General features: G+C 60.7%; 20 protein-coding genes and 1 tRNA gene. 13 read left to right on the top strand and 8 right to left on the bottom strand.

From position 1 onward, the window contains the following. Positions 1–87 precede the first annotated feature (87 nt). The 4 genes from ACIQWS_RS04480 (at position 88) to ACIQWS_RS04465 (ending at position 4,909) form a co-directional block, all read left to right on the top strand. Positions 88–1,530 carry a methylmalonyl-CoA mutase subunit beta gene (locus ACIQWS_RS04480; RefSeq protein ID WP_346305649.1) on the top strand — a complete coding sequence of 481 codons (1,443 nt, stop codon included), beginning with the start codon at positions 88–90 and terminating at the stop codon, positions 1,528–1,530. Continuing rightward, the gene (gene scpA, locus ACIQWS_RS04475) at positions 1,527–3,659 is read left to right on the top strand and encodes a methylmalonyl-CoA mutase (protein WP_403170687.1); all 2,133 of its coding nucleotides are present in this window, start codon (positions 1,527–1,529) and stop codon (positions 3,657–3,659) included. Before ACIQWS_RS04480 ends, scpA begins: the two co-directional genes overlap by 4 nt. 1 nt (position 3,660) lies before the next feature. After that, complete coding sequence (gene corA / locus ACIQWS_RS04470) at positions 3,661–4,653, top strand: magnesium/cobalt transporter CorA (protein ID WP_288192885.1); 993 nt, start codon at positions 3,661–3,663, stop codon at positions 4,651–4,653. A gap of 79 nt (positions 4,654–4,732) precedes the next feature. Further along, on the top strand, positions 4,733–4,909 hold the full coding sequence (locus ACIQWS_RS04465; protein WP_403170681.1) for an AbrB/MazE/SpoVT family DNA-binding domain-containing protein: 177 nt from the start codon (positions 4,733–4,735) through the stop codon (positions 4,907–4,909). Positions 4,910–5,000: 91 nt separating this feature from the next. On the opposite strand, the gene ACIQWS_RS04460 is transcribed toward ACIQWS_RS04465, so the two are convergent. Then, positions 5,001–5,486 carry a GreA/GreB family elongation factor gene (locus ACIQWS_RS04460; protein WP_403170676.1) on the bottom strand — a complete coding sequence of 162 codons (486 nt, stop codon included), beginning with the start codon at positions 5,484–5,486 and terminating at the stop codon, positions 5,001–5,003. Between the two features lie 107 nt (positions 5,487–5,593). Between ACIQWS_RS04460 and ACIQWS_RS04455 the strand changes: the two genes are divergently transcribed. Next, positions 5,594–6,922 carry a TIGR03808 family TAT-translocated repetitive protein gene (locus ACIQWS_RS04455; protein WP_403170673.1) on the top strand — a complete coding sequence of 443 codons (1,329 nt, stop codon included), beginning with the start codon at positions 5,594–5,596 and terminating at the stop codon, positions 6,920–6,922. Here the strand turns inward: ACIQWS_RS04455 and ACIQWS_RS04450 are convergent. The 3 genes from ACIQWS_RS04450 to ACIQWS_RS04440 all read right to left on the bottom strand — a co-directional run bounded on the left by ACIQWS_RS04450 (position 6,915) and on the right by ACIQWS_RS04440 (position 10,028). Beyond that, on the bottom strand, positions 6,915–7,934 hold the full coding sequence (locus tag ACIQWS_RS04450) for an asparaginase (protein WP_403170670.1): 1,020 nt from the start codon (positions 7,932–7,934) through the stop codon (positions 6,915–6,917). The genes ACIQWS_RS04455 and ACIQWS_RS04450 overlap by 8 nt on opposite strands. 103 nt (positions 7,935–8,037) lie before the next feature. After that, complete coding sequence (locus ACIQWS_RS04445; protein WP_403170666.1) at positions 8,038–8,748, bottom strand: class I SAM-dependent methyltransferase; 711 nt, start codon at positions 8,746–8,748, stop codon at positions 8,038–8,040. Positions 8,749–8,861: 113 nt separating this feature from the next. Continuing rightward, complete coding sequence (locus ACIQWS_RS04440) at positions 8,862–10,028, bottom strand: acetyl-CoA acetyltransferase (protein WP_223611449.1); 1,167 nt, start codon at positions 10,026–10,028, stop codon at positions 8,862–8,864. A 409-nt stretch (positions 10,029–10,437) separates the two neighbouring features. On the opposite strand from ACIQWS_RS04440, the gene betI reads away from it, so the two are divergent. From betI to betB, 4 genes are all read left to right on the top strand, one after another. Beyond that, the gene (betI, locus tag ACIQWS_RS04435) at positions 10,438–11,031 is read left to right on the top strand and encodes a transcriptional regulator BetI (RefSeq protein WP_346305657.1); all 594 of its coding nucleotides are present in this window, start codon (positions 10,438–10,440) and stop codon (positions 11,029–11,031) included. Further along, on the top strand, positions 11,028–12,551 hold the full coding sequence (betC, locus tag ACIQWS_RS04430) for a choline-sulfatase (RefSeq protein WP_403170660.1): 1,524 nt from the start codon (positions 11,028–11,030) through the stop codon (positions 12,549–12,551). Before betI ends, betC begins: the two co-directional genes overlap by 4 nt. Positions 12,552–12,562: 11 nt before the next feature. Continuing rightward, entirely contained in the window at positions 12,563–14,212 is a 1,650-nt protein-coding gene (gene betA, locus ACIQWS_RS04425) for a choline dehydrogenase (protein ID WP_403170655.1), read from the top strand. Between the two features lie 209 nt (positions 14,213–14,421). After that, entirely contained in the window at positions 14,422–15,885 is a 1,464-nt protein-coding gene (betB, locus tag ACIQWS_RS04420) for a betaine-aldehyde dehydrogenase (protein WP_403177479.1), read from the top strand. 39 nt (positions 15,886–15,924) lie between these two features. On the opposite strand, the gene ACIQWS_RS04415 is transcribed toward betB, so the two are convergent. Further along, positions 15,925–17,118: a serine hydrolase domain-containing protein gene (locus tag ACIQWS_RS04415; RefSeq protein ID WP_403170647.1), complete on the bottom strand. Its 1,194-nt coding sequence runs from the start codon at positions 17,116–17,118 to the stop codon at positions 15,925–15,927. 85 nt (positions 17,119–17,203) lie between these two features. Between ACIQWS_RS04415 and ACIQWS_RS04410 the strand changes: the two genes are divergently transcribed. Further along, the gene (locus ACIQWS_RS04410; RefSeq protein ID WP_346305662.1) at positions 17,204–17,845 is read left to right on the top strand and encodes a TetR/AcrR family transcriptional regulator; all 642 of its coding nucleotides are present in this window, start codon (positions 17,204–17,206) and stop codon (positions 17,843–17,845) included. On the opposite strand, the gene ACIQWS_RS04405 is transcribed toward ACIQWS_RS04410, so the two are convergent. Beyond that, positions 17,842–20,076 carry an AGE family epimerase/isomerase gene (locus ACIQWS_RS04405; protein ID WP_403170643.1) on the bottom strand — a complete coding sequence of 745 codons (2,235 nt, stop codon included), beginning with the start codon at positions 20,074–20,076 and terminating at the stop codon, positions 17,842–17,844. The two genes, ACIQWS_RS04410 and ACIQWS_RS04405, sit on opposite strands and share 4 nt — an antisense overlap. A gap of 257 nt (positions 20,077–20,333) precedes the next feature. Between ACIQWS_RS04405 and ACIQWS_RS04400 the strand changes: the two genes are divergently transcribed. After that, a tRNA-Pro gene (locus ACIQWS_RS04400) sits at positions 20,334–20,410 on the top strand. Positions 20,411–20,466: 56 nt separating this feature from the next. On the opposite strand, the gene ACIQWS_RS04395 is transcribed toward ACIQWS_RS04400, so the two are convergent. Next, positions 20,467–20,727: a hypothetical protein gene (locus ACIQWS_RS04395; protein ID WP_403170640.1), complete on the bottom strand. Its 261-nt coding sequence runs from the start codon at positions 20,725–20,727 to the stop codon at positions 20,467–20,469. A gap of 206 nt (positions 20,728–20,933) precedes the next feature. Here ACIQWS_RS04395 and ACIQWS_RS04390 point away from each other — a divergent pair, with 206 nt between their 5' ends. Together ACIQWS_RS04390 and ACIQWS_RS04385 are read left to right on the top strand one after the other, a co-directional pair. Further along, on the top strand, positions 20,934–21,578 hold the full coding sequence (locus tag ACIQWS_RS04390) for an FMN-binding negative transcriptional regulator (protein WP_403170635.1): 645 nt from the start codon (positions 20,934–20,936) through the stop codon (positions 21,576–21,578). Continuing rightward, positions 21,550–22,479, top strand: coding sequence for an aminoglycoside phosphotransferase family protein (locus ACIQWS_RS04385; RefSeq protein ID WP_403170630.1), 930 nt, complete (start codon positions 21,550–21,552; stop codon positions 22,477–22,479). The genes ACIQWS_RS04390 and ACIQWS_RS04385 overlap by 29 nt, the downstream gene beginning before the upstream one ends. A 19-nt stretch (positions 22,480–22,498) precedes the next feature. On the opposite strand, the gene ACIQWS_RS04380 is transcribed toward ACIQWS_RS04385, so the two are convergent. Then, positions 22,499–23,602, bottom strand: a complete 1,104-nt coding sequence (locus tag ACIQWS_RS04380) for a diguanylate cyclase (RefSeq protein WP_403170581.1) — start codon at positions 23,600–23,602, stop codon at positions 22,499–22,501. Between the last annotated feature and the right edge of the window lie 187 nt (positions 23,603–23,789).

Raw genomic sequence — 23,789 nt, 5'->3', positions numbered from 1 at the left:
GCGTACCGAAAACCAACAGTGACGCCGGTTTCCGGCCGAAATGATCTCATTCGGCGGAAAGCCGGTTTGATTCGACCGGGAGTGAGCATGGACGCGTCTATCCTAAAGGACACGGCGTTTGCCGCGGCAAACCGCGAGGGCTGGGTCAAACTGGCGCAAAAGGCCCTGAAGGGTGCGGATTTCCATGAGGCCCTCGTCTCGCGGACCGACGACAATATTCCCATCGAGCCGCTGTATGAACGCCGCAAGAATGCCAAACTGACCCCGCGCCGCAATCCGGCGCAGCCATGGCATATCGTCCAGCGCATTGACGATCCGGACCCGGTTCGCGCCAACAGGCAGCTTCTGGAAGATCTGGAAAACGGCGCGACCGGTATTTCGCTGGTGTTCGAAGGGGCACCCAATGCGTTTGGCTACGGTTTGCCGTCAACGCGCGAGGCGGTCGATCAGGTGCTGCGCGGCGTGCATCTGGAGATGATCCACCTGCGCATGGACGTGCATCCGAAAAGCCGCGCCTGTGCCGACTGGTTCGTCGATTACATGCGCCCGCGCAACATCAACCCGAAAACACTGAGCTTCTCGCTGGGGATCGATCCCGCGGCAACGCTGGCCGGAACCGGCCGCCTGCGCATGACGCTGGCGGCGCTCAAGGCATCCCTGCCGCAGTCGCTAGCCGGGTTCTTCTCCACCGACCTGCCGGGGATCGTGCTGGAAGCCGATGGCCGCGTCTACCACAATGCCGGTGCAACGGAGGCGCAGGAGCTGGGCGCCATGCTGTCCATCGCATCGGGCCATTTCCGCCTGTTCGAGCAAGCGCGCCAGCCGATTGTCTACGCCGCTCCGCATATCGGTTTTTCCATCGCCGTCGATCAGGATCAGTTCCTGTCCATCGCCAAGCTGCGGGCGCTGCGCCGCCTCTGGGCTCGCCTGCAGGAGGCCTGTGGCATTCCCCCGTCTGCCGCAACCATCCATGCGGAAACCTCCATGCGGATGATGACGAAAAAGGACTGCGAAACCAATACGCTGCGCACCACGATTGCGGCGTTTGCGGCGGCAGTGGGCGGTGCCGATAGCCTCGCCATCCTGCCGCATACCATCACCCACGGCCTGCCCGACCCGTTTGCCCGGCGGCTTGCCCGCAACACCCAGCTGGTATTGGCCGACGAGAGCAACCTTGCCTTCGTCGCCGATCCGGGAGCCGGTTCGGGTGCGATCGAAGCCTTGACCGACGCCCTGTGCGAGGCCGCATGGAAGGAATTCCAGATGCTGGAAAAGGAAGGCGGCATTCTGCAAAGTCTGGTCGAAGACCGCTTCCAACAGCGCATCATCGCGGCGCGGACGGCGCGCAACGAAGAATACCGGTCCGGCACGCGTGCGATCATCGGAACGACACTTTTCCCTGCGAAGGAAGAGCGGCCAGTGACCGTGCTTGATGCCCCCCATATGCCGCTGCCGACGGATGGTGTGGTTCACTGCGAGCCGCTGACCTTCCCGCGCATCGATGAAACATTGCAGGCTTCCGCAGAATGAGAGTTCCCGATTTTACCCAGATCGACTGGCAAGAGCCCAAAGCGTCTGCCCGCAAGCCCGAAGCAGCGGCGTGGAAAACCCCGGAAGGTATCCGCGTCAAGCGTGCCTATGGCGATGCGGCACTGAAGGGCCTGTCCCACCTCGACACGTTTCCAGGATCGGCCCCGTTCATCCGCGGGCCCTACCCCACCATGTATGTCCAGCAGCCCTGGACGATCCGGCAATATGCGGGGTTTTCGACGGCGGAAGAATCCAACGCATTTTACCGGCGCAATCTGGCGGCCGGCCAAAAGGGCCTTTCCGTAGCCTTCGATCTTGCCACGCACCGCGGCTATGACAGCGATCATCCGCGCGTGGCCGGTGACGTCGGCATGGCGGGCGTGGCCATCGATTCCATTCTCGACATGCAGCAATTGTTCGATGGCATTCCACTCGGCGAAATGACCGTGTCGATGACCATGAACGGCGCGGTCCTGCCGATTCTGGCGCTTTACATCGTTGCCGCCGAAGAACAGGGCGTCGACCAGAAACTGCTGGCCGGAACCATTCAGAACGACATTCTGAAAGAGTTCATGGTGCGCAACACCTACATCTACCCGCCGCAACCTTCGATGCGGATCATTTCGGACATTTTCTCCTATACCTCGCAGAATATGCCGAAATTCAACTCGATCTCGATTTCCGGCTATCACATGCAGGAGGCCGGCGCGACCGCCGATCTCGAGCTTGCCTATACCATTGCCGACGGCATCGAATATGTCCGGGCCGGTGTCGCCGCCGGGCTCGACATCGATACGTTCGCGCCGCGCCTGTCGTTCTTCTGGGCCATCGGCATGAATTTCTTCATGGAAGTCGCCAAGATGCGCGCCGCGCGCCTGCTCTGGGCGGTGCTGCTGAAGAAGAACTTCAACCCGAAAGACGAACGCTCGCTCTCCCTGCGCACCCATTCGCAAACGTCCGGCTGGTCGCTGACCGCGCAGGACCCCTACAACAACATCATGCGCACCATGATCGAGGCGATGGCATCGACCCAAGGGCATACCCAGTCGCTGCACACCAACTCCTTTGACGAGGCGCTGGCGCTGCCGACCGACCATTCGGCCCGCATCGCCCGCAACACCCAGCTGATCCTGCAAAAGGAATCCGGCACCACGCGGATCATCGATCCCTGGGGCGGCTCGGCCTATGTGGAGCGCCTGACCCACGATCTGGCGACGCGGGCGCTCGCCCATATCGAGGAAATCGAGACGCTCGGCGGCATGGCGAAAGCCATCGAACAGGGCATTCCCAAACTGCGCATCGAGGCGGCAGCGGCACGAACCCAGGCACGCATCGACAGCGGCCAGCAGCCGGTGATCGGGGTCAATTCCTACCGGCCGGTCGATGACGTCAAAATCGATGTGCTGAAGATCGACAATGCCGAGGTGCGGGCCCGCCAGCTGTCGAAGCTGCAGCAGCTCAAGGGCACGCGCGATGTGACCGCCGTGGACGGCGCCTTGACCGCCTTGACCAGCGCCGCCAAATCCGGCGCCGGCAACCTCCTCGATTTCGCCATCAAGGCAGCACGGGCCCGGGCAACGGTCGGTGAAATATCGCTGGCGCTGGAAAAGGCCTATGGCCGCCATGTCGCCGATATCCGCACCATTTCCGGCGTCTACCGCAAGGAAGTCGGCAAGAGCGCGGTGATCGACCGGGTGCAGGCCAAGGCCGCCGCCTATGAAAAGCGCACCGGCGAAAAGCCACGCATCCTCGTCGCCAAGATGGGCCAGGACGGCCACGACCGCGGCCAGAAGGTGATTGCAACGGCATTCGGCGATCTCGGCTTCGACGTGATCGTCGGCGCCATGTTCCAGACACCGGATGAAGTGGCGGAGCTTGCCATTGAGAGCAATGTCGACATTGTCGGCGTGTCTTCGCTGGCAGCCGGGCATCTCACCCTTGTTCCCGAACTGAAAGAGGCGCTGAAACGGCGCGAGCACGACGATATTCTGATCATTGTCGGCGGCGTCATTCCGCCCCAGGATTTCGATGCCGTGCTCAAGGCAGGCGCGACCGCTATCTTCCCGCCGGGAACCGTGATCGGCGAAGCGGCGGAAAAGCTGATCGATACCTTGCTGGGTTCATTGTGACATGATCGTTGTTTATACGCTTGAAGCAGATCATCTGGCCGCACGCCCGGCCAAGGTCGGCGATGCCCTGCCAGACAATACGGTCTGGATCGACCTGCTCAATCCCACCCATGACGAGGATGTGCAGACCGAGACCTGGACCAAGACCGCCATCCCTACCCGCGAGGATATGGTGGAGATCGAGGAGTCCAGCCGTTTCTATACGGAAAATGGCGGACAGTACCTGACGGCACCAATCCTCTATTTCACCCAGGACAAGCATCACGCCATCAGTCCGATCTCGTTCATCCTGACGGGTTCGTTCCTTGTCACGGTGCGCTATGCCGAGCCGCGCGCCTTCAGCCTCTATGTCAGCCGGGCGTCGAAGCCCGGCAACGGGCTGATCAACGACAAATGCAGCGGCGTGACCATTCTGCTTGGGATCATCGAAGCCGTGACGGATCGCATTGCCGATATTCTCGAAGGCGTCGCCTCGGATATCGACCAGAACTCCCACACGATCTTCCGCCGTTCCGACAATGACAAGCCGATGACGACGAAGAATTTCCGCGACAGCCTCACGCGGATCGGCGGCCAGGGTGCGTTTCTGTCGAAGGTGCGGGAAAGCATTGCCGGGGTGAGCCGCCTGCTGGTCTACCTCGCCGCCATTACCGAACAGAACAGCTACAAGAAAGAGACGAAGGCGTGGATCAAGTCGCTGGAGCGTGACACGCAGTCGCTGAGCACCTATGTCGACTTCCTCTCCAACAAGATCACCTTCCTGCTCGATACGGTGGTTGGCCTCATCTCCATCGAACAGAACGCCATCATCAAGATCTTCTCGGTGGCGGCCGTCGCTTTCATGCCGCCAACGCTGGTGGCCTCGATCTACGGCATGAATTTCGAATTCATGCCGGAACTCAAGACGATGTGGGGCTATCCCATGGCTATCGGCATGATGATTGCCTCGGCCGTCATCCCGCTGCTGATCTTCCGCAAGAAGGGCTGGCTGTAAGACGAAGTGATGAGATCAGCAATCTTGATTCACTTGACTGCAGGTGTTGTAATTCATTCGCAACACTGGGGCGCAGATCATGTATGTGGTCACCTTGATCGAGATCGGAGACGAAGTTGGTTTCATTATTCCAGATGAAATTCTTGATCGTTACAATCTTAAAATTGGTGACGAACTTGAGGTCTTAGAAACAGGCAAGGGATTGATCCTAATACCGTCTGCTGTTGCTTCTGGGGCAGATCGAAATGGCTTGTGATGCATCTGCAAAGCTGAGCCTGCCTTTTCCAGCCTAATTGGGGCGGCCAGCCAAAAGCCGTTATAAGTGAATGGTTTAAGGCTTTCTCTGGTTATTCTGATTCAACCTGCGGCAGTCCGATCGCAATGATTTCCCATTCGCGGCCGTTGAGTTCGAAAATATCGCCGAGCGATTTGCCGAACATCAGTTGCGCCATGGGCGAGACGTGCGAAATCTTGCCGTGGCTGGCATCGGCCTCGTCCTCGCCGACGATGGCCCAGCTGTGGCGGGTATCATGCTCGTCGGCGATGGTCACCGTCATGCCGAAGCGCACCACGGAGCTGCCGGGGTCGGGATGGGAAACCTCCGCCGTCTCCCGCCGCGCCGTCCAGTAACGCAGGTCACGCGAGGCCCGCGCGATCAGGTCACGGTCGGCCTCGGCATTGCCCTTGGCCAGTTCCTCATGCAGGGCAGCAATTTCCGCATCGATCATGGCAAGACCGTTTTCGGTCACCAGATTCCGGTGCGGACTGACGGGGCGCTCGCCCAGATCAATCGATGAATTGCTGTCATCTTCCTTGGTGAAAGCTCTGCTCATCCGGTGAAGGTATGCCTTGCCTGACCAAGCTGCAAGTGCCATCAATCGATTGGCCAAAAGACACACAATCCTTGGCCTGTCCAAACGCTGAACCTGAGGTAAAGCCCGTGATCGACAGACGTCTTGTTCTCGGTGGAATGGCCGGGCTCGGTGCCGGGGCACTCCTGCCCGGCCGCGCTTTTGCGGCGGCGTCCACAGGGCTGAATCCGGGATCGCCTGACGATCAGGGCAAGGCCCTCAATGCCCTCCTGCACAAGGCGAGCGCGACCGGCGATCAGATTTTCCTGCAACCCGGAACCTATATTGTTTCCGGCGTGGATTTGCCCGCACGGACCAATCTCGCCGGCATTCCCGGCGCAACCCGCCTCGTTTATGGCGGCGGCGGTTCCTTTCTGAGGGCCAGCAGCGGCGCGCAGATCCGCCTCAGCGGGCTTGTCATCGACGGCGCGAACCAACCGCTTGCCGGCGGTGCCAAGGCGCTGGCCGATGCTGCCAATGTCACCCGGATTGTCATCGAGGATTGCGATTTCGCGGCATCGGGCAAAAACGCCATTGCGCTTTCCCAATGCGGCGGCAGTATCCGCAACAACCGCATCAGCGGCGCCCGGGATGCGGGTATTTTTGCGTCGCAATCCGCCGGGCTCGACATCACCGCCAATCATATCGGCGATTGCGGCAATGGCGGCATTCTGATTTTTCGCGATGCACAGGGGCCGGACGGGACCATCGTCAGCGGCAACCGCGTCGAGAATATCCGCGCCGATGGCGGTGGCACCGGCCAGAACGGCAATGGCATCAATGTGTTCCGTGCCGGCAATGTGCTTGTTTCCAACAATGTGCTGGTGGGGTGCGCCTTCTCCGCCGTCCGCGCCAATGCCGGAAACAATGTGCAGATCATCGGCAACAATTGCACCGGCAGCGGCGAGATGGCGCTTTATTCCGAATTCGCCTTCGAAGGCGCGGTGATCGCCAACAACATCGTCGATGGCGCGGCCAGCGGCATTTCCATGGTCAATTTCGATGGCGGCGGTCGCATGGGCACCTGCAGCGGCAATGTGGTGCGCAACCTCACCGCCATCGGGCCCTATCCCGCCGATGCGCCGGGTTTCGGCATCGGCATCAGCGTCGAAGCGGATATTGCCGTGACGGGCAACGTCATCGAGAACGCGGCCCTGTACGGCATCAAGCTGGGTTGGGGCCCCTATATGCGCAACCTCACCGCCACGGGCAATGTAATCCGGCAGGCGGGCACCGGCATTTATGTCAGCGTCGTCGACGGCGTCGGCTCCGCTGTCATCACCGACAATATCATCGAGAAGGCCGCTCGGGGCGGCATTCTCGGCCATCGCTGGATGGATGCGGTGACCAAGGATCTCGCCCGGCAGAACGCCAGCGGTTATGACAAGTTGATCGTCGCGCGCAATATTCTCAGTTGATATCGGCTTCCGTCAGGATATCGGCCGGGCTGACAACACCGAAGGTGATGCCGTTCCAGTTGCGCATTTCGCGGTCGGCAAACCGGTCGAGCTTCGATTCCAGCTCCGCATCCCCACGGAAAATCCGCGCGAGAACCGCTCCGATCATCGCTTCGGAGGCGCGGGTCGCGCCATCATCGCATTTGAGCGCGATACCGAGACCGAACTCCGGCAAAGCCGCCACAAAAACGCCTTCCGCACCGGTCTTGACGAAGATGCGCCCCGGCGCCATTTCCATCAGCCGCGTGCAGGCGCGGTTGGTGCCTGCAACATAATATGGGGCCGCCATGGTGGCATCGAGCAGACGCTTTGCTGCCTTGGCCCGTACCGGCGGCAGGCCGGTGCCGGTCGCCATGCGGGCAAAGCCATGGGCAAGGCTTTTCAATGGGATGGCATAGGTCGGGATGGAGCAACCGTCCGTGCCGCAATGATCCAGCGAATGAACCGCGCCGGTCACGCTCTCCATGGCTTCGCATACCATGGTCTGCGTCGGCGATCCCAGGGTCGAATAGCCTGCGGTCTCGATGCCGAGATGCACGCAGGTGCAAAGAAATCCGGAATGCTTGCCGGAGCAGTTGTTGTGCAGCGCCGTCGGCTCCTGCATGCTGCGGGCCTGGGCGATCAGCACGGACTGATCGGATGACCAATGCGCACCGCATTCCAGCGCCGAAACATCAAGCCCCGCCCGGCCGAGCATATCGGCGGCTTTCTTCACATGCAGCGGCTCGCCCGAATGCGACGCGCAGGCCATGGCCAGTTCCTCATTGCCGAAGCCATAGGCATCGGCAGCGCCGCTTTCCACCAGCGGCAGCGCCTGGATTGCCTTGATTGCCGAACGGGGGAAGGTCGGCCGTTCGATATCGCCGGCCGAATAGACAATCCTGCCGTCACCGTCTGTGACAACAACCGCGCCGCGATGGCGGCTCTCCACTGTTTCGCCGCGAAAAACTTCAACCAGAACCGGATTGCTCATAACGCCCTACATTGCTCAGGAAATCGACCGGCGTCCGCCGGAATTGATGGTCTTATAGGATGCCCCGTTTGCCTTTCCAATGGAGAAAACCGGAGATTTGCGCTCAGCCATCCTTCTGCCACTCCATGACAAGGAAATAGGGCACCCGGCGGTAGCGATCGGCCTTGTCGGGATCGCCGCCATAAGGTGCCGGTTCGGCGAAATAGCGCAGGGTGAGACCATGGCCGAGGAGAAGCGACATGTAGGTGCTCAGTGGCCGATGCCAGTTCTGGATGCGGATGCCGCGCCACTCCACCCAGTCCACGCGCTCCTCGAGATAATGATCCACGTAGAAACGCGGATCGCCGTTGATATCGGGCTGCCAGCCACCCGGTTGCCCCGCCGTGTTGAAACTGTTGAGATTGGCAATCAGCAGGGTTCCACCCGGCGCAAGCACCCTGACCATTTCAGTGATGGCCTTGCGCAGATAGGGAATATCGATGAGCGAGAGGTAGCTTACGACCAGATCGAAGGAAGCATCCGGAAATTCCAGCGCCTCCGCATAGCCGAAACGATAGTCTCCTTCGGGGTCACGGGCCTGCGCCTGCGCCAGCAATTCCTCGGTCGGGTCAATACCGACCGGCTTGATTCCAAGGCCCTTGAGGATGCGGCAGAAGCGGCCTTCGCCGCAGCCGACATCGAGCGCGTTTTTAAAGCCGCGTCCGCTGACGCGTTCCAGCATCGGCTTGTCGAGAACATAAACGCGGCCGTAGTCACCGTCTTCCGCCTGTTCGGCAATCCAGGCGGATGCCGATTCTTTCCATCCGTTCGACATGTCTTTTTCCTCTGCCGGAAAAGATGATTCAATTCATGGATTTGCCGGATGCTTTTGACACGACGAATCCGGGACTTGAAGTCCCGGATTCGAAAAGAACGCTATTGGACGATTTATTTGATTCGTTCGAGGATCGACACATAGTTGGCGACGGCCGCGCCGCCCATGTTGAAAATGCCGGCAAGCTTGGCATCCGGCACCTGAATGCCGCCGGCTTCGCCCGTCAGCTGCATGGACGAGAGCACATGCATGGAGACGCCGCTGGCGCCGATCGGATGACCCTTGGCCTTGAGACCGCCGGATGGATTGACCGGCAGGCGCCCGCCCATGGCCGTCTGACCTTCCAGCGCGACCTTGGCACCCTCGCCCGGCTTGGCCAGACCCATCGCCTCATATTCGATGAGTTCGGCGATGGTGAAGCAATCATGGGTTTCGACAAAGGACAGATCGTCGATGGTGACACCGGCCTGATCGAGGGCGCGCTTCCAACCTTCGGCGCAGCCTTCGAACAGCAGGATGTCGCGCTTGGAGATCGGCAGGAAATCCTGCACATGGGCAGCGCCACGGAAGGCCACGGCGCGCTTCATCTTCAGTGCCGTCTGCGTGTCGGTCAGAACCAGCGCCGCTGCGCCGTCCGACACCAGCGAGCAGTCGGTCCGCTTCAACGGACCGGCGACGAAGGGGTTCTTCTCGCTTTCATGCCGGCAGAATTCATAGCCCAGATCCTTGCGCATCTGCGCATAGGGATTGCCCACACCGTTCTTGTGGTTCTTCGCGGCGATTGTCGCCAGCGCATCGGACTGGTCGCCATATTTCTGGAAATAGGCCGCCGCAATCTGGCCGAACACCCCGGCAAAACCGGCAGGGATATCGCCCTCTTCCGGCAGGTAGGAGGCTTTGAGAAGGTTCTTGCCGATCTCGGGTCCCGGCGTCGATGTCATCTTCTCGACACCCACCACCAGTACAACACGGGCAGCGCCGGCGCGAATGGTCTTTATGCCCTGATGCACGGCAGCCGAACCGGTGGCGCAGGCATTTTCCACCCGGGTGGCGGGCTTGAAGCGGAAGGCATCGCTGGCCTGCAGGACGAGGCTGGCGGTGAAATCCTGCGGCGAGAACCCGGCATTGAAGTGGCCGAGGACAATCTCGTCGACATCCTGCGGGCCGATGCCTGCATGATCGAGCGCAGCGACGGCCGCCTTGACGATCAGGCTTTCCACGCTCTCGCCTTCGAGTTTTCCGAAAGGCAAATGCGACCATCCAACGATACAGGCTGTCATGTCATTCCTCCAAAATGTCATTCTTATTGAGGTAACCATGAACCCGCATCGTTTCAAGGTAAAGGACTTTGTTGCAGTGCAATACCGGCGCCTGTGGTTTGGCAATTATCGTGCGGTTGGGAGCATCGTGGAGAGTCGTTTATTGCTTGCCTGTGGTTACACCAGCGCTGCCAGAATGTGGTGCGTGGTTCGACAAGCTCACCATGAGGGAAGTGGTTTGGTGTAGGGCCAATTGCAATCCTTGCAGAATATACTCACTGCAGCCCTCACCCTCCCTCATGGTGAGCTTGTCGAACCACGCACGGAGGCTTTGCGCCACTCCCATCAAATACCGCTCCAAAACGTCGCTATTTTTATTGATTGATCAGTCAATCAAGATTAATAATGCCGCTGAACGAGGTTTTTCAGCATGCCCAAAGTCGGAATGGAACCACTGCGCAAGCGGGAGTTGATCGATGCGGCGATCCGCACCATCGGCCAGCGCGGCTCGCTTGATGTGACCGTCGCGGAAATCGCCCATGAAGCGGGGGTTTCGCCGGCGCTGGCGCATCATTATTTCGGCGGCAAGGAACAGCTGATCCTCGCCACCATGCGCCATCTCCTGAAAGAACTCGGGCAGGACCTCCTCGCCGCGCTGGCGCCAGCGCAAACACCGGCACAACGCGTTGCCGCCATCATCGCCGTCAACTTCTCCGCCTCGCAATTCGCGCCGCAGACCGTGGCGGCGTGGCTGACCTTTTACGTGCATGCGCAGCAGTCGGTCGAGACCCGCCGGCTCCTGCGTGTCTATGCCCGGCGCATGCACTCCAACCTCGCCTTTGCGCTGAGCAGCATGACCGACCGGGACACCGCCCTGCAGATCGCCGAGGGCACCGGGGCGATGATCGACGGGCTCTATATCCGCCATGCGCTGCGCAATGGCGCGCCTGAGGCAGCCTCGGCAATCGCGCTCGTGGAAGATTACGTGACGACGAAACTAGCCGCCGCCGGAGCATCCCTATGACAAGGCCGAATATTCTCATCCTGATGGTCGACCAGCTGAACGGAACCCTGTTTCCGGACGGCCCGGCCGATTTCATCCATGCCCCGCATCTGCATGCGCTGGCGCAGCGTTCGGCCCGCTTTGCCAACACCTATACCGCTTCGCCGCTCTGTGCCCCGGCCCGTGCCTCGTTGATGTCCGGGCAGCTGCCGTCCCGCACCCGCGTCTATGACAATGCCGCCGAGTTCGCCTCGGATATTCCGACCTATGCGCATCATCTGCGCCGCGCCGGTTACTACACCGGCCTTTCCGGCAAGATGCACTTTGTCGGGCCTGACCAGTTGCACGGCCTAGAGGAACGCCTGACCACGGATATTTACCCCGCCGATTTCGGCTGGACCCCGGACTACCGCAAACCGGGCGAGCGCATCGACTGGTGGTATCACAATCTTGGTTCGGTCACTGGCGCCGGCGTCGCTGAAACCAGCAACCAGATGGAATATGACGACGAGGTGGCGTTTCACGCCACGCAAAAACTCTACCAGCTGTCGCGCACGTCGGATGATCCGGCGCGCCGCCCGTGGTGCCTGACGGTCTCCTTCACCCATCCGCATGACCCCTATGTGGCACGGCGCAAATATTGGGATCTCTACGAGAATTCGCCGGCGCTTGAACCTGCCGTTGCCGCCATCCCCTTCGAAGCGCAGGACCCGCATGCACAGCGTCTGATGCAGGCCTGCGACTACACGCAATTCGATATTACCCCTGATAACATCCGCCGGGCGCGCCAGGGCTATCTCGCCAATATTTCCTATGTCGATGACAAGATCGGCGAGATTTTGCAGGTGCTGCGGGCAACGCGGATGCTCGACGACACCATCATTGTCTTCACGTCAGACCATGGCGACATGCTGGGCGAACGCGGACTGTGGTTCAAGATGAACTTTTTCGAGGGGTCGGCCCGCGTGCCGCTGATGATTGCAGGCAAGGGCATCACGCCGCAATTGGTCACCCAGCCGGCCTCGACGCTCGATATCAACCCGACACTTGCGGCGCTCGCCGGTATCGACATTGCCGCCGTCAAACCATGGACCGACGGCGAGGACCTGACCGGCGTCATCGCGGGCGGCAAGCGGCAGGGCCCGGTGCTGATGGAATATGCGGCGGAGGGTTCCAATGCTCCGCTGGTCTGCATCCGCGACGGCCGGTACAAGTTTGTGCATTGCGAGATCGATCCGCCGCAACTGTTTGATCTTGAATCGGATCCGCACGAGCTGACCAACCTTGCCGGTGATCCCGCCCATGCCGCGCTGCTTGCCCAGTTCACGGCCGCCGCCAGGGCGCGCTGGGACATGGCGGCCTATGACGCCGCCGTGCGTGAGAGCCAGGCGCGGCGCTGGGTGGTCTATGAGGCGCTGCGCAACGGCTCCTATTATCCCTGGGATTACCAGCCGCTGCAGAAGGCCTCGGAGCGCTACATGCGCAATCACATGGATCTGAATGTTCTGGAAGAAAACGCGCGTTTTCCGCGCGGCGAATAATGGGGCCAGCTATGGAAGCAGATTTCGTCATCATCGGTTCGGGTTCGGCCGGTTCCGCCATGGCCTACCGCCTGTCGGAGGACGGCAGGCATTCGGTCATCGTTATCGAATTCGGCGGCACGGATATGGGGCCGTTCATCCAGATGCCCGCCGCCCTCTCCTTCCCGATGAACATGAGCACCTATGACTGGGGGTTCTCATCCGAACCCGAACCGCATTTGGGCGGCCGCACGCTGGTGACCCCGCGTGGCAAGGTGATCGGCGGCTCCTCCTCCATCAACGGCATGGTCTATGTGCGCGGCCACGCCCATGATTTCGACCATTGGGCGGAGAGTGGCGCGACCGGCTGGTCCTATGCGGACGTGCTGCCCTATTTCAAGCGCATGGAACATTCCCATGGCGGTGAGGCTGGATGGCGCGGCACCAACGGTCCGATGCATGTGCAGCGTGGGCGCCGCGACAATCCCCTCTTCCACGCCTTTGTCGATGCGGGCAGGCAGGCCGGTTTCGAAGTCACCGAAGATTATAACGGCGCCAAGCAGGAAGGCTTCGGTGCCATGGAACAGACCATTCACAATGGCCGCCGCTGGTCGACGGCCAATGCCTATCTGCGCCCGGCGCTGAAGCGACGGAATGTGAGTCTCGTCAATGGCTTCGCGCGGCGTGTGGTCATCGAGAATCAAAGGGCGACGGGGGTGGAAATCACCCGGCGCGGCAAGACGGAAATCGTGCGCGCGCGGCGTGAGGTGATCGTGGCAGCGTCGTCGATCAACTCGCCAAAGCTTCTGATGCTGTCGGGCATCGGCCCGGCGCAGCACCTGAAGGACCATGGTATTGCCGTGGTGGCCGATCGCGCCGGCGTCGGCCAGAACCTGCAGGACCATATGGAAGTCTACATCCAGCAGGAAAGCCTGAAGCCGATCACGCTCAATTCGAAACTCGGGCTGTTTTCCAAGGCAAGGATCGGCGCGCAGTGGCTGTTCTTCAAGACCGGCGACGGCGCCACCAACCATTTTGAATCCGCCGCGTTCGTGCGCTCAAAACCCGGTGTCGACTATCCAGACATCCAGTATCACTTCCTGCCCGCCGCCATCCGCTATGACGGCAAGGCGGCAGCCAAGGGCCACGGATTCCAGGCGCATGTGGGTCCGATGCGCTCGAAGTCGCGCGGCAGCGTCACCCTGCGCTCGTCCGACCCGCTGGAAAAGCCGACGATCGTCTTCAACTACATGTCGCATCCGGATGACTGGGCGGACTTCCGCCATGCGGTGCGGCTGACCCGCGAGATTTTCGGCCAGGCGGCGCTCGATCCCTATCGCGGCCGCGAGATTTCGCCGGGCGCGCATGTGCAGTCCGATGAAGCCATCGACGATTTCCTGCGCGAACATGCGGAAAGCGCCTTCCATCCCTGCGGCACCTGCAAGATGGGCGCGGCAAGCGATCCCATGGCCGTGGTCGATCCGCAGTGCCGGGTGATCGGTGTCGAGGGCCTGCGGGTGGCGGATTCCTCGATTTTTCCGCGCGTCACCAACGGCAATCTGAATGGTCCCTCGATCATGACCGGCGAAAAGGCGTCCGACCATATTCTTGGCCGCGATCCCCTGCCGCGCTCCAATCAGGAGCCGTGGATCAATCCACGCTGGGAAGTGAGTGATAGGTGAGTGATTGTGTATTCACCCCCCTCTGGGCTGTCGCCCATCTCCCCCACAAGGGGGGAGATCACATCGACATCAACGCTTTCGCTTACCTTGCAACCTTGAAGATTGGTAGAAATATCGATGAAGGCTGATCTCCCCCCTTGTGGGGGAGATGTCCGACAGGACAGAGGGGGGTGAGTAATATAAGAATGAACAAACTTCAGGAGAACACCATGCGCGCGCAGCCGAAGGCATCGCATTTCATCAATGGCCGCTTCGTCGAGGACAAGGCCGGCAAGCCGCTCGATGTGATCTATCCGGCGACCGGCGAAATCATCGCAAAACTGTTTGGCGCAACACCGGCCCTGATCGAACAGGCCGTGCAGGCTGCGGCGGCTGCGCAGCCCGCCTGGGCGGCGCTCAAGCCGGTGGAACGCGGCCGTATCCTGCGCCGTGCGGCGGACCTTCTGCGCGCCCGCAATGCCGAGATCGCCGAGCTGGAAACGCTCGATACCGGCAAGGCCATTCAGGAAACGCTGGTTGCCGATCCGGCTTCGGCCGCCGACGCGCTGGAATTCTACGGCGGCATCATCGCCGGATTCAATGGCGAGATGATCGAACTTGGCGGCTCCTATGCCTATACGCGCCGCGAGGCGCTGGGTGTCTGCGTCGGCATCGGCGCATGGAACTATCCGATCCAGGGTGCCGGCTGGAAGTCAGCCCCAGCGCTCGCTGCGGGCAATGCCATGATCTTCAAGCCGTCGGAAAACACCCCGCTGTCTGCCCTCGCTCTGGCAGAGATCTATAGGGAAGCCGGTCTGCCCGATGGCCTGTTCAATGTGGTGCAGGGGTTTGGTGATGTCGGCTCGCAGCTCGTCGATCATCCGCTCGTGGCCAAGGTGTCGCTGACCGGCTCCGTCCCCACCGGCAAGAAGGTGCTGGCACAGGCCGGTTCGCACATGAAACACGCCACGATGGAGCTCGGCGGCAAGTCGCCGCTGATCATTTTCGACGATGCGGATGTGGAGAACGCCGTTGGCGGCGCGCTGCTTGGCAATTTCTATTCCACCGGGCAGGTCTGCTCGAACGGCACCCGCGTCTTTGTCCAGAAGGGCATCAAGGACAGGTTCCTCGACCGGCTGGTGACGCGCACCAAGGCAATCCGCCTCGGCGATCCGCTCGATCCCGAAATCCATCTGGGACCGCTGATCAACGCGGCGCAGCGCGACAAGGTTGTTGCCTATATCGAAAAGGGCAAGGCTGAGGGGGCGACGCTCGCCTTTGGCGGTGGCGTGCCGAACATGCAGGGCTTTGAAGGCGGCTGCTATGTCGAACCGACGATCTTTACCGGTGTCACCGATGGCATGACCATCGCGCAGGAGGAAATTTTCGGCCCCGTCATGGCTGTTCTCGATTTCAACGACGAGGACGAGGTTGTCGCCCGCGCCAATGATACGGAGTTCGGCCTGTCAGCGGGTGTCTTCACCAAGGATCTGTCCCGCGCGCACCGGGTGATCAGCCAGCTCAAGGCCGGTACGTGCTGGATCAACACCTACAACCTCGCACCGGTTGAAATGCCGTTCGGCGGCTTCAAGCAGTCCGGCGTCGGCCGTGAAAACGGTCTGGCTGCGCTTTACCACTACAGCCAGATCAAGTCGGTCTATGTGGAAACGGGCAAGGTCGAGAGCCCCTATTGAGGCGTGGAGGCGGAACATCGATCTGTCCCGCCATCTCCATCATTTGCCGTAGATGGCGTCGCGCACACCATCGGGAAATGCCCCCATCATGCCGGCATGGGCGGTATTGGTCAGCGCGACGACGGTGAGCTTGCGCTTAGGGTCGACAAACCACGACTGGCCATAGACACCGCCCCATTGCCACGTGCCTGCCGATTGCGGCGAGCCCGCCGCCGCAGGATCTTTCAAGACCGAAAATCCGAGACTGAACCCCCAACCCGGCGGCGTGGCCGTCACGACGATATCGCCAATCTGGTTGTCAGCCAGCAGCTCGACACTGCCTGCCTTCAGCAGAGGCGAACCACCCTTGCGCAGGGTTTCGAGGAAGCGGATGTAATCGTCGGCTGTTCCGGCCATGCCAGCACCACCGGACGCGTAGGAAGCAGGATCGAAGATGCGATCCGGGGCAAAGCTGACGCCGCCATCGAAGAACGGCACGACGTGCGGTCCCTCCATCCGCACCGGCGGCTTGGCATCGCCATAGGCTACCGCCAGTCTTGCCCGGTCATTCACGCTGAATGCCGTATCCTTGAGATCCAGCCTGCCTGTGACATTTTCCGTCACCAGTTCGGGCAGCGTTTTCCCCGTGGCCTTGGCAAGCACTGCGCCCAGCACGTCGATGCCGACCGAGTACCCCCAGGCGGTACCGGGTTCAAACGACAGCGGGACCATTGCGATGCGCCGCAGATTTTCTTCGATGGAGAGCCCCGGCTGGTCAAGACCGTCGGATATGTTGGCCTTGTGATAGGGGCCATCGGCGGGTTGCAGGAAACCGTAGTTCAGGCCTGACGTATGGTCCATCAGTTGCCGGATGGTGATGACAGATTCGCGGCCGTCGGCCAGTTTTGGCCGGAAATCCGGCAGGTATCGCGTGACGGGATCATCGAGGTTCAGCTTTCCCTCTTCCACCAGCCGCAGGGCTGTAACCGCAACAATCGGCTTGGTCATCGACGCAAAGCGGAAGATGGCGTTCTCCCTGATCGGAATCCCGGCCTCGCGATCGGCAAATCCGGCAGCGCGCCGATAGACGATCTCGCCATTCTCGGCGACCAGGATGACGGTGCCCACGATGGTCTGATCGGCGATGGCGTGATCAATCACGGCGTCGAGCCGGTCCTTGAAACTGGTGTGTGCAGCCAGTGCCGGAGCGGTCAAGGCAAGTGTTGTCAGGGCGGTAGCAACTGGTATGTTCATCGGCCTGTTCCTTTTTTAATAGTGGTCGCTATATAATAGGATTAGCACAAGCCTGCCTCGCGTCAACAATTTATTAGTGGTCACTATGAAAATAAATGAGCCATCTGTCAGCACCGTTGAAGAACCCGCCCGCAAGCGCGGCCGTCCGCGCAGCTTTGACCGGGAGGCGGCGCGGGAGAAAGCACTGCAACTTTTCTGGGAGCACGGCTACGAGGGCACGTCGATCAACGACCTGACGGCGGCGATGGGCATTACCCCGCCCAGCCTCTACACGGCCTTCGGTTCGAAGGAAGCGCTCTACGCGGAGGTCCTCGACCTCTACCGCAGCAGTTTCGGAGCCTATTTCCCCTCGGCGCTTACGGAGGAAAAGACGGTTTATGACGGGATCCGACGTCTGTTGCGCGGCGCGGCGGAAACGTTCACCGCAGGCCCGGGCGGCTGCATGATCTCGACGGCGGTTCTCTCCTGCGCATCGGAAGTGAAAGGGGTCGCCGATAGTCTGGCCGCCATGCGCAGCGGCAGTCTGGACATGATCGAGAACTATATCCGCAAGGGCATCGGCACGGGCGAACTGCCGGAGACCACCGATGTGCGCCAGCTTGCCCGTTTTTATGGCACCATCATTCAAGGCATGTCGGTGCAGGCGCGCGACGGTGCCAGTGTCGAAGAATTGACAGGCATTGCTGAAACGGCCATGCGTGCATGGCCCGTGCAAGCCCCGGATTAAGCCTTGCCGATGTAATCCACATACTGCGTCAGGGCACAGACGAGATGATAGAAGATCGAGGCCGGCACGTCTTCGGCCCTTGCCCTGCCCTTTTCATCGATCAGGTCGATCCACAGGCCCTTGGGCGCCTGTTCGATATGCCAGCGGAACAGACGGCCCACGCGTGCTTCGACTTCCGGCTTGAGGTCCGGTCCGCCATTGCCATCCAGTGCAATCGCGGCCTTCACCGCCTCGGTCTGCGGCCAGCTGCGTGAATTGGTGTCGAGCGGCAGGCCGTGCCGGGATACAGCGCCATAGGCGAGTTCCGTGGTCCGGTTCAGCCCGTTGGCAATGGCCGAGGCGTAGAGCTTGCGTGCGTGGCGGATGATATCCTTCTGGCCCGACGCCTTGGCAAAATTGGACAGAAGATAGGCCCATTCGAAATGGTGCCCCGGTTCCGTCCATTCGCCTTTTTCGCCCGCTGCCCGCTCCCAGTCATCGGTAAAATATTCGCCGAGCGTCCATGTCTCCGCATCGAAGAGGTGATGCCGGAACAGATCGACGATGCGCGCGGCGCGCTGCAGGTAATCACGGTTGCCCGTCACATCGTACCAGGCAAGGAATGATTCCAGCAGGTGCATATGCGGGTTGGACCGGCGTAGACCGGTATCCCCCGGCATTTCCAGAAAACCGCGCAGCTTGGAATCGGCGAGATACTCATCGATGAAGGCAAAGGTTTCCGTGGCAAGACCCAGCGCCTGCGGATGGCCCGCCCGATGGGCATGCGCCAGCGCCAGAAGCACGAAGGACTGGTCATAGGCATCTTCCGCCCCGTCGAGGACCGTACCATCTGGGTTAAAGGTCTTGACCCAGCCGCCGCGTTTCGTGCGGCCATTGGCCGTGATGAAGCGGATGCCGTGGTCGATCAGATCATGGGCCGGGCCATCCCAGCCCATTTCGTGCGCCACCGCGAAGGCATAGATCTGCCGCGCCGTGGTGCGCATCCGCTTGGTCTTGACGATGGGCGTGGCGTCGAAGGTCAGCGCCTCATGGAAACCGCCATAGCGCCGGTCGACGCCGACCGTCGACCAGAGCGGCAACGTTTCCTCGAACAGCCAGTGGCGCACACGCTTTTCATAGGCGCCGACCTGCGGCAGCCGGTCCTGCGCCGGGGTGAACTTGGTTTCAAGCCGTCCCGTTTTCTCCAGCTGTTCGACGATCTTGCGGACATTCTGGCTTTCGGTAACGGGCGCCACGAATGTCGCGTCCGAGGTCGACACGACGGCAAGATCGCGCAGGCCGATGGCCGACAAAAGGCGGCCATTGCTGCGCAGATAGCTGTTCTCGCAATCGATGGCCACGACATCGCCGACAATCACATTGCCGCTGCCGTCGCTCGAGCTGACTTCGAGCAGGGATTGCCACGATCCGAGATCGTTCCAGCGGAAGCGCGCCGGGACCAGCGCAATGTCCTGCGCATGTTCCATGATGGCATAGTCGACGGAAATCGACGGCACCTCGGCGTAGAGATCATGCGGCAGGTAGGTGCCGGAGACATTGCTTGTCGCCTCGTCGAGCGCCGTGACGGCACCATCCCAGATCTGCGGCGCATGGGCACGGAAGGCATCGCGCATGGTGCTGGCGCGGAACAGAAAGATACCGGAATTCCAGAGGAAGTTCTTCGATTCGAGATACTGGATCGCGGTTTCCTCGTTCGGCTTTTCCACGAAACGGATAACGTCGCGCGTGTTTTCGTTCTGCGGTCCGACCTCGATATAGCCGTAGCCCGTCTCCGGCCGGTCCGGCTGGATGCCGAACACAACGATCCGGCCGGCCATGGCCGCATCGGTGCCCGCTTCCACCGTGTTCCAGAAATCCCGGTCCGTGGTGATTTCATGATCGGAGGGCACGACCAGCACCAGATCATCGCCATGTTCGCGCAGCGTGATCTCGGTTGCCAGCACGACGGCGGCCGCGGTATTGCGGCCCATGGGCTCGAGAATCGCCCGCCCGCCCGCCAGATCGACGCCGGAAAGATCCTGGCTGATGCGGTCGGCATGCCGTTCGGAGGCAAGCAGATAGACCGGAACAGGCATTTCGCCGCCGCGTGCGCCCATGCGTTTGACGGTGCGCAGCAGCATAGAACCTTGACCGGAAAGATTATGAAACTGCTTGGGAAAGTCTTCGCGCGACAAAGGCCAGAGCCTCGAACCAACACCGCCACTCATCACAAAGCTGATAATCCGCTTCATTCCCGATGTCATTGCATGCAACCCCATTGTTTCAGTCGATATCTCGTCCGATATACAATTCGCTCTCTTCCGGCAGACTTTGCGATACATCGCATCATCCGTATTTTACCGATACAAGACTTTCAGCAGCGATCACAAGGCCGGTTCAACCATTTCCGGAACAAGGTTTATGTTTGCACGGGTATAATTGAAGAAGTGCTTATGAAACGACTTGCAGGCATAAAAACTCGGCGGTATATACCCCGCATCGCTGGTCACGGAGTGTAGCGCAGCCTGGTAGCGCACGTCGTTCGGGACGACGGGGTCGGAGGTTCGAATCCTCTCACTCCGACCAGTGTTTTCAACAGCTTTCCCATTCGATGTCCGATCTGCGGACATGCCACGCGCCTGTCAGTGCAGCGTATCGCCGCCGTCGGGATCGATCAGGCCGGCCAGCCCCTCGTCCTCGACCGCACGCAGAAATTCGTCAAATGCAGCCTGGTCCGTTTCGAACGGATCGTCCCAGACAATCGAATCCTTGTCTTCGGTCACCACTTCGAGCGTCCATTCGTTCTGCTCGGCAAGGCGGTAAATCTCAACGCTGACGGTGATTCCATCGCGCGTGAACTCCTTCGACAAACGCGATACAACCAGTTCGGGTTCTTCGTCCATCATCAGCCCTCGGGATATTCCTTGTTTCTCGCTTCATCATCTTACGACGCATCGTGAAATAGCAAGCGGGAAAATCCAGATTCATCCGTACTGGCGGGCCCGGTCATGCATGCGCCTTGCGCCGCCGTACCGATCCACTATTATTCCAGTCCAAGTTCCATGCATGGCATGAAGCCATGACCACTCCAGATCGACCGGAGCAATCCATGTACAGACCACCCGCGTTTCGTGAAGATCGCCTTGACGTGATGCACGCATTGATCCGCAAGCATCCGCTGGCCATGCTGGTAACGAGCGGCGAACACGGGTTGATGGCGAACCTCATTCCCTTCGAGCTCGATGCGGATGCGGGGCCGAACGGAACCCTTCGCGCGCATCTGGCCAGAGCCAACGAGCAGGTGGCGGCCTTGCAGGCGGGTGCCGAGGCGCTGGTCATTTTCCAGGGCCCCAACACCTATATCACGCCGTCCTGGTATGCGGCCAAGCGCGAACACGGCAAGGTTGTACCAACCTGGAACTATGTGGTTGTCCAGGCCTGGGGTACACCGCAGATACAGGACGATCCGGAATGGCTGCGCCGGCAGATCGGCAGCCTCACCCGCACGCAGGAAGGCGGCCGCGCCCAGCCATGGGCGGTGGAAGATGCGCCCGAGCCATTCATTGCCGGACAGGTGAAAGGCATTATCGGCGTTGAAATCCCGATCACCCGCATCGAAGGCAAATGGAAAGTCAGCCAGAACCGGGCTGAAGCCGACAGGACCGGCGTTGCCGAGGGCCTGCAGGGGGAAGGCCCGGAAGCGCAGGCCATGGCGCGGATCGTGCATGAACGGGGAAAATCCGGCGGCGCCTGACCGCCTTCCCGTCATGCAAAAACCTGATATTTCACTGGCCGCCGCCGCAGGCAAGCTCCGGCAATTGACGGGCGAGACCGTCCGGCTCGTCCCGATCACGGAAGGCGAGGATTCGCGCGCCTTCCATTATAGTCTGGGCAACGAGCGCTTTGTCCTGCGCGTCAACCGGTCCGCTGATGGATTTGCCAAGGACGCCTATGCGAGCCGGCATTTTTCCGCGCCCGCGCTGCCCATTCCTGCCGTTGTCGCCCACGGCGTTCTCGATGACGGCAACGGGTTTTGTATCTCGCACATGGCAGAAGGTGTCACCCTGCAGGGTTTGCCACCGCAGGATCTGCCGCCGGTTCTTGCACCGGTCGCCAATGTCCTCCAGGCCATTGCTGTCTCAGACATTGGCTCAGCGCGCGGCTACGGCCCGTTCGATGCGTCGGGAAACGGACTTAATGCAAGCTGGCAGGAATTCCTGTCCGCCGTGTCAGCCTATGACTGGGATGGCGTGACCGGCGGTGACCAGGTCGCGGATATGGCCGGACGCTGTGCCGAACTGGCCAGGCACTGCCCCGATGTGCGGGCGCTTGTGCATGCGGATTTCGGTTCGAACAATGTATTGACCGATGGCCGTAGGATCACAGGTGTTATCGACTGGTCGGAAGCCATGTATGGTGACCCGCTCTACGATATCGCCAATATCCTGTTCTGGCGGCCGTGGCTGGACTGTATGGAGCAGCAGGCCCGCTATTTTGAGGTTCACCGGCCGGATCTCGTCCAGGACAAAACCGTACTCGCGTGCTATCAGCTGCGCATCGGGCTGCAGCAGGTCCATGAGAGCGCCGTCGACGGGGCGATCGACGACATGCATTGGGCGCTTCAACGCTGCCGCGCCATCGACAGCCTACTGTGAGCAGCGTAGGATCCAGACCCTAGGCAGCCATGGCCGCCAGCTCGATGCGGTTTCGGCCGAGGCGCTTGGCCCGGTAGAGCGCGACGTCCGCCTCCTCGATCAATTCCGTCATTGACTGATGCTGCGCCGTGAAGGTGGCGACACCGGCGCTGACGGTGACATGGGCCCGCGTGCGCCCGAGATCGAAAAAGGTCTCGTTGACGCGCCGGCGGATCGCTTCGGCCATCACCATGGCTTCGCCGGCGGCTGCGGACGGCATCAGGATCGCTATCTCCTCCCCGCCATAGCGGGCGACCAGATCGGATTTGCCCACCAGCGAGCGAATGATGGTGGAAATTTCGACCAGCACCAGATCGCCATTGGAATGGCCCCAACGATCGTTGATGCTCTTGAATGAATCGATGTCGATCATGACAAGCGAAAAGACGTCGCCACCGGTCGATGCCGCCTTGCGGAAGGTGCGCCGCGCGACCCGGTCAAACAGGCGGCGGTTGGCAAGGTTGGTCAGCGGATCCGTATGGGCGTCCACCTCCAGCGTCTTCACCCGGTCGACACGCAGGCGTTCCCGATGCAGGAACATGGAGATGAGAAAAATCCCGGCAACGTTCAAGGTCAGTATCGGTAAGGCAATGCGCTGGAAAATCGGCAGCGCCTGCTCGAACGGCAGGATGAAGATGCTCAGCGTGTAGAGCGGAACCGTCAGGCCGAGAATGAGGAAATGTTTCCAGGAATAGGTCTGGGGCCGGTAGACCAGCGTGAAGATCAGGCTGATCAGGCCGATGATGACAATACCGACGACACCGGCCTGCACACCAACGCCTCCGATCAGGACGCGGGACAGGATCGTTAGAGCTGTCGACACCAGCACCGCCACAACGCCGCCGAACGGTGCGCTGAGCGCCAGCAGGATGGAACGCGCATCGACAATGATGCCATCATCGACGATGACGGGGTCGAGCATGGAAATGATGGCGGCACCGCCGAACAGAAGCCCAACCATCAGGCCGCGCGTCCAGGGCAGATTGAAAGCGCGGATAATGGAGCCATAGGCCATGCTGATCAGGGCAACCAACCCAAGACGATGGACGAGATCGGCAAAGACAGGGAAATATTCAGCGTACAATTATCAACCTCAATTCCACTTCACGCGACACTAGCGTTTGCGGGCTAATTTCGTGCGAAGGACATCCTTAAAAATTGAACTATTGGGCGATACCACGCGAATCTTCTACCACAGGTTGTATTGACTGACGACCTTTGAAACAAATTTTACCAATCGATTGCTTGAAAAGCATGAGAGCGGATTTTTA

Origin of the sequence: Phyllobacterium sp. NPDC097923, from assembly GCF_044760925.1 — a bacterium.
In the GTDB taxonomy this organism is placed as follows: domain Bacteria; phylum Pseudomonadota; class Alphaproteobacteria; order Rhizobiales; family Rhizobiaceae; genus Phyllobacterium; species Phyllobacterium calauticae.
This window is presented reverse-complemented; position numbering and strand designations above follow the sequence as displayed.

What these genes read in the sequence shown, in the direction of transcription:
- ACIQWS_RS04480 (WP_346305649.1), top strand. Translation starts at nt 88, where the DNA reads ATGGACGCGTCTATCCTAAAGGACACGGCGTTTGCCGCGGCAAACCGC.
- scpA (WP_403170687.1), top strand. Translation starts at nt 1,527, where the DNA reads ATGAGAGTTCCCGATTTTACCCAGATCGACTGGCAAGAGCCCAAAGCG.
- corA (WP_288192885.1), top strand. Translation starts at nt 3,661, where the DNA reads ATGATCGTTGTTTATACGCTTGAAGCAGATCATCTGGCCGCACGCCCG.
- ACIQWS_RS04465 (WP_403170681.1), top strand. Translation starts at nt 4,733, where the DNA reads ATGTATGTGGTCACCTTGATCGAGATCGGAGACGAAGTTGGTTTCATT.
- ACIQWS_RS04460 (WP_403170676.1), bottom strand. Translation starts at nt 5,486, where the DNA reads ATGAGCAGAGCTTTCACCAAGGAAGATGACAGCAATTCATCGATTGAT.
- ACIQWS_RS04450 (WP_403170670.1), bottom strand. Translation starts at nt 7,934, where the DNA reads ATGAGCAATCCGGTTCTGGTTGAAGTTTTTCGCGGCGAAACAGTGGAG.
- ACIQWS_RS04445 (WP_403170666.1), bottom strand. Translation starts at nt 8,748, where the DNA reads ATGTCGAACGGATGGAAAGAATCGGCATCCGCCTGGATTGCCGAACAG.
- ACIQWS_RS04440 (WP_223611449.1), bottom strand. Translation starts at nt 10,028, where the DNA reads ATGACAGCCTGTATCGTTGGATGGTCGCATTTGCCTTTCGGAAAACTC.
- betI (WP_346305657.1), top strand. Translation starts at nt 10,438, where the DNA reads ATGCCCAAAGTCGGAATGGAACCACTGCGCAAGCGGGAGTTGATCGAT.
- betC (WP_403170660.1), top strand. Translation starts at nt 11,028, where the DNA reads ATGACAAGGCCGAATATTCTCATCCTGATGGTCGACCAGCTGAACGGA.
- betA (WP_403170655.1), top strand. Translation starts at nt 12,563, where the DNA reads ATGGAAGCAGATTTCGTCATCATCGGTTCGGGTTCGGCCGGTTCCGCC.
- betB (WP_403177479.1), top strand. Translation starts at nt 14,422, where the DNA reads ATGCGCGCGCAGCCGAAGGCATCGCATTTCATCAATGGCCGCTTCGTC.
- ACIQWS_RS04415 (WP_403170647.1), bottom strand. Translation starts at nt 17,118, where the DNA reads ATGAACATACCAGTTGCTACCGCCCTGACAACACTTGCCTTGACCGCT.
- ACIQWS_RS04410 (WP_346305662.1), top strand. Translation starts at nt 17,204, where the DNA reads ATGAAAATAAATGAGCCATCTGTCAGCACCGTTGAAGAACCCGCCCGC.
- ACIQWS_RS04405 (WP_403170643.1), bottom strand. Translation starts at nt 20,076, where the DNA reads ATGAAGCGGATTATCAGCTTTGTGATGAGTGGCGGTGTTGGTTCGAGG.
- ACIQWS_RS04395 (WP_403170640.1), bottom strand. Translation starts at nt 20,727, where the DNA reads ATGGACGAAGAACCCGAACTGGTTGTATCGCGTTTGTCGAAGGAGTTC.
- ACIQWS_RS04390 (WP_403170635.1), top strand. Translation starts at nt 20,934, where the DNA reads ATGTACAGACCACCCGCGTTTCGTGAAGATCGCCTTGACGTGATGCAC.
- ACIQWS_RS04385 (WP_403170630.1), top strand. Translation starts at nt 21,550, where the DNA reads ATGAACGGGGAAAATCCGGCGGCGCCTGACCGCCTTCCCGTCATGCAA.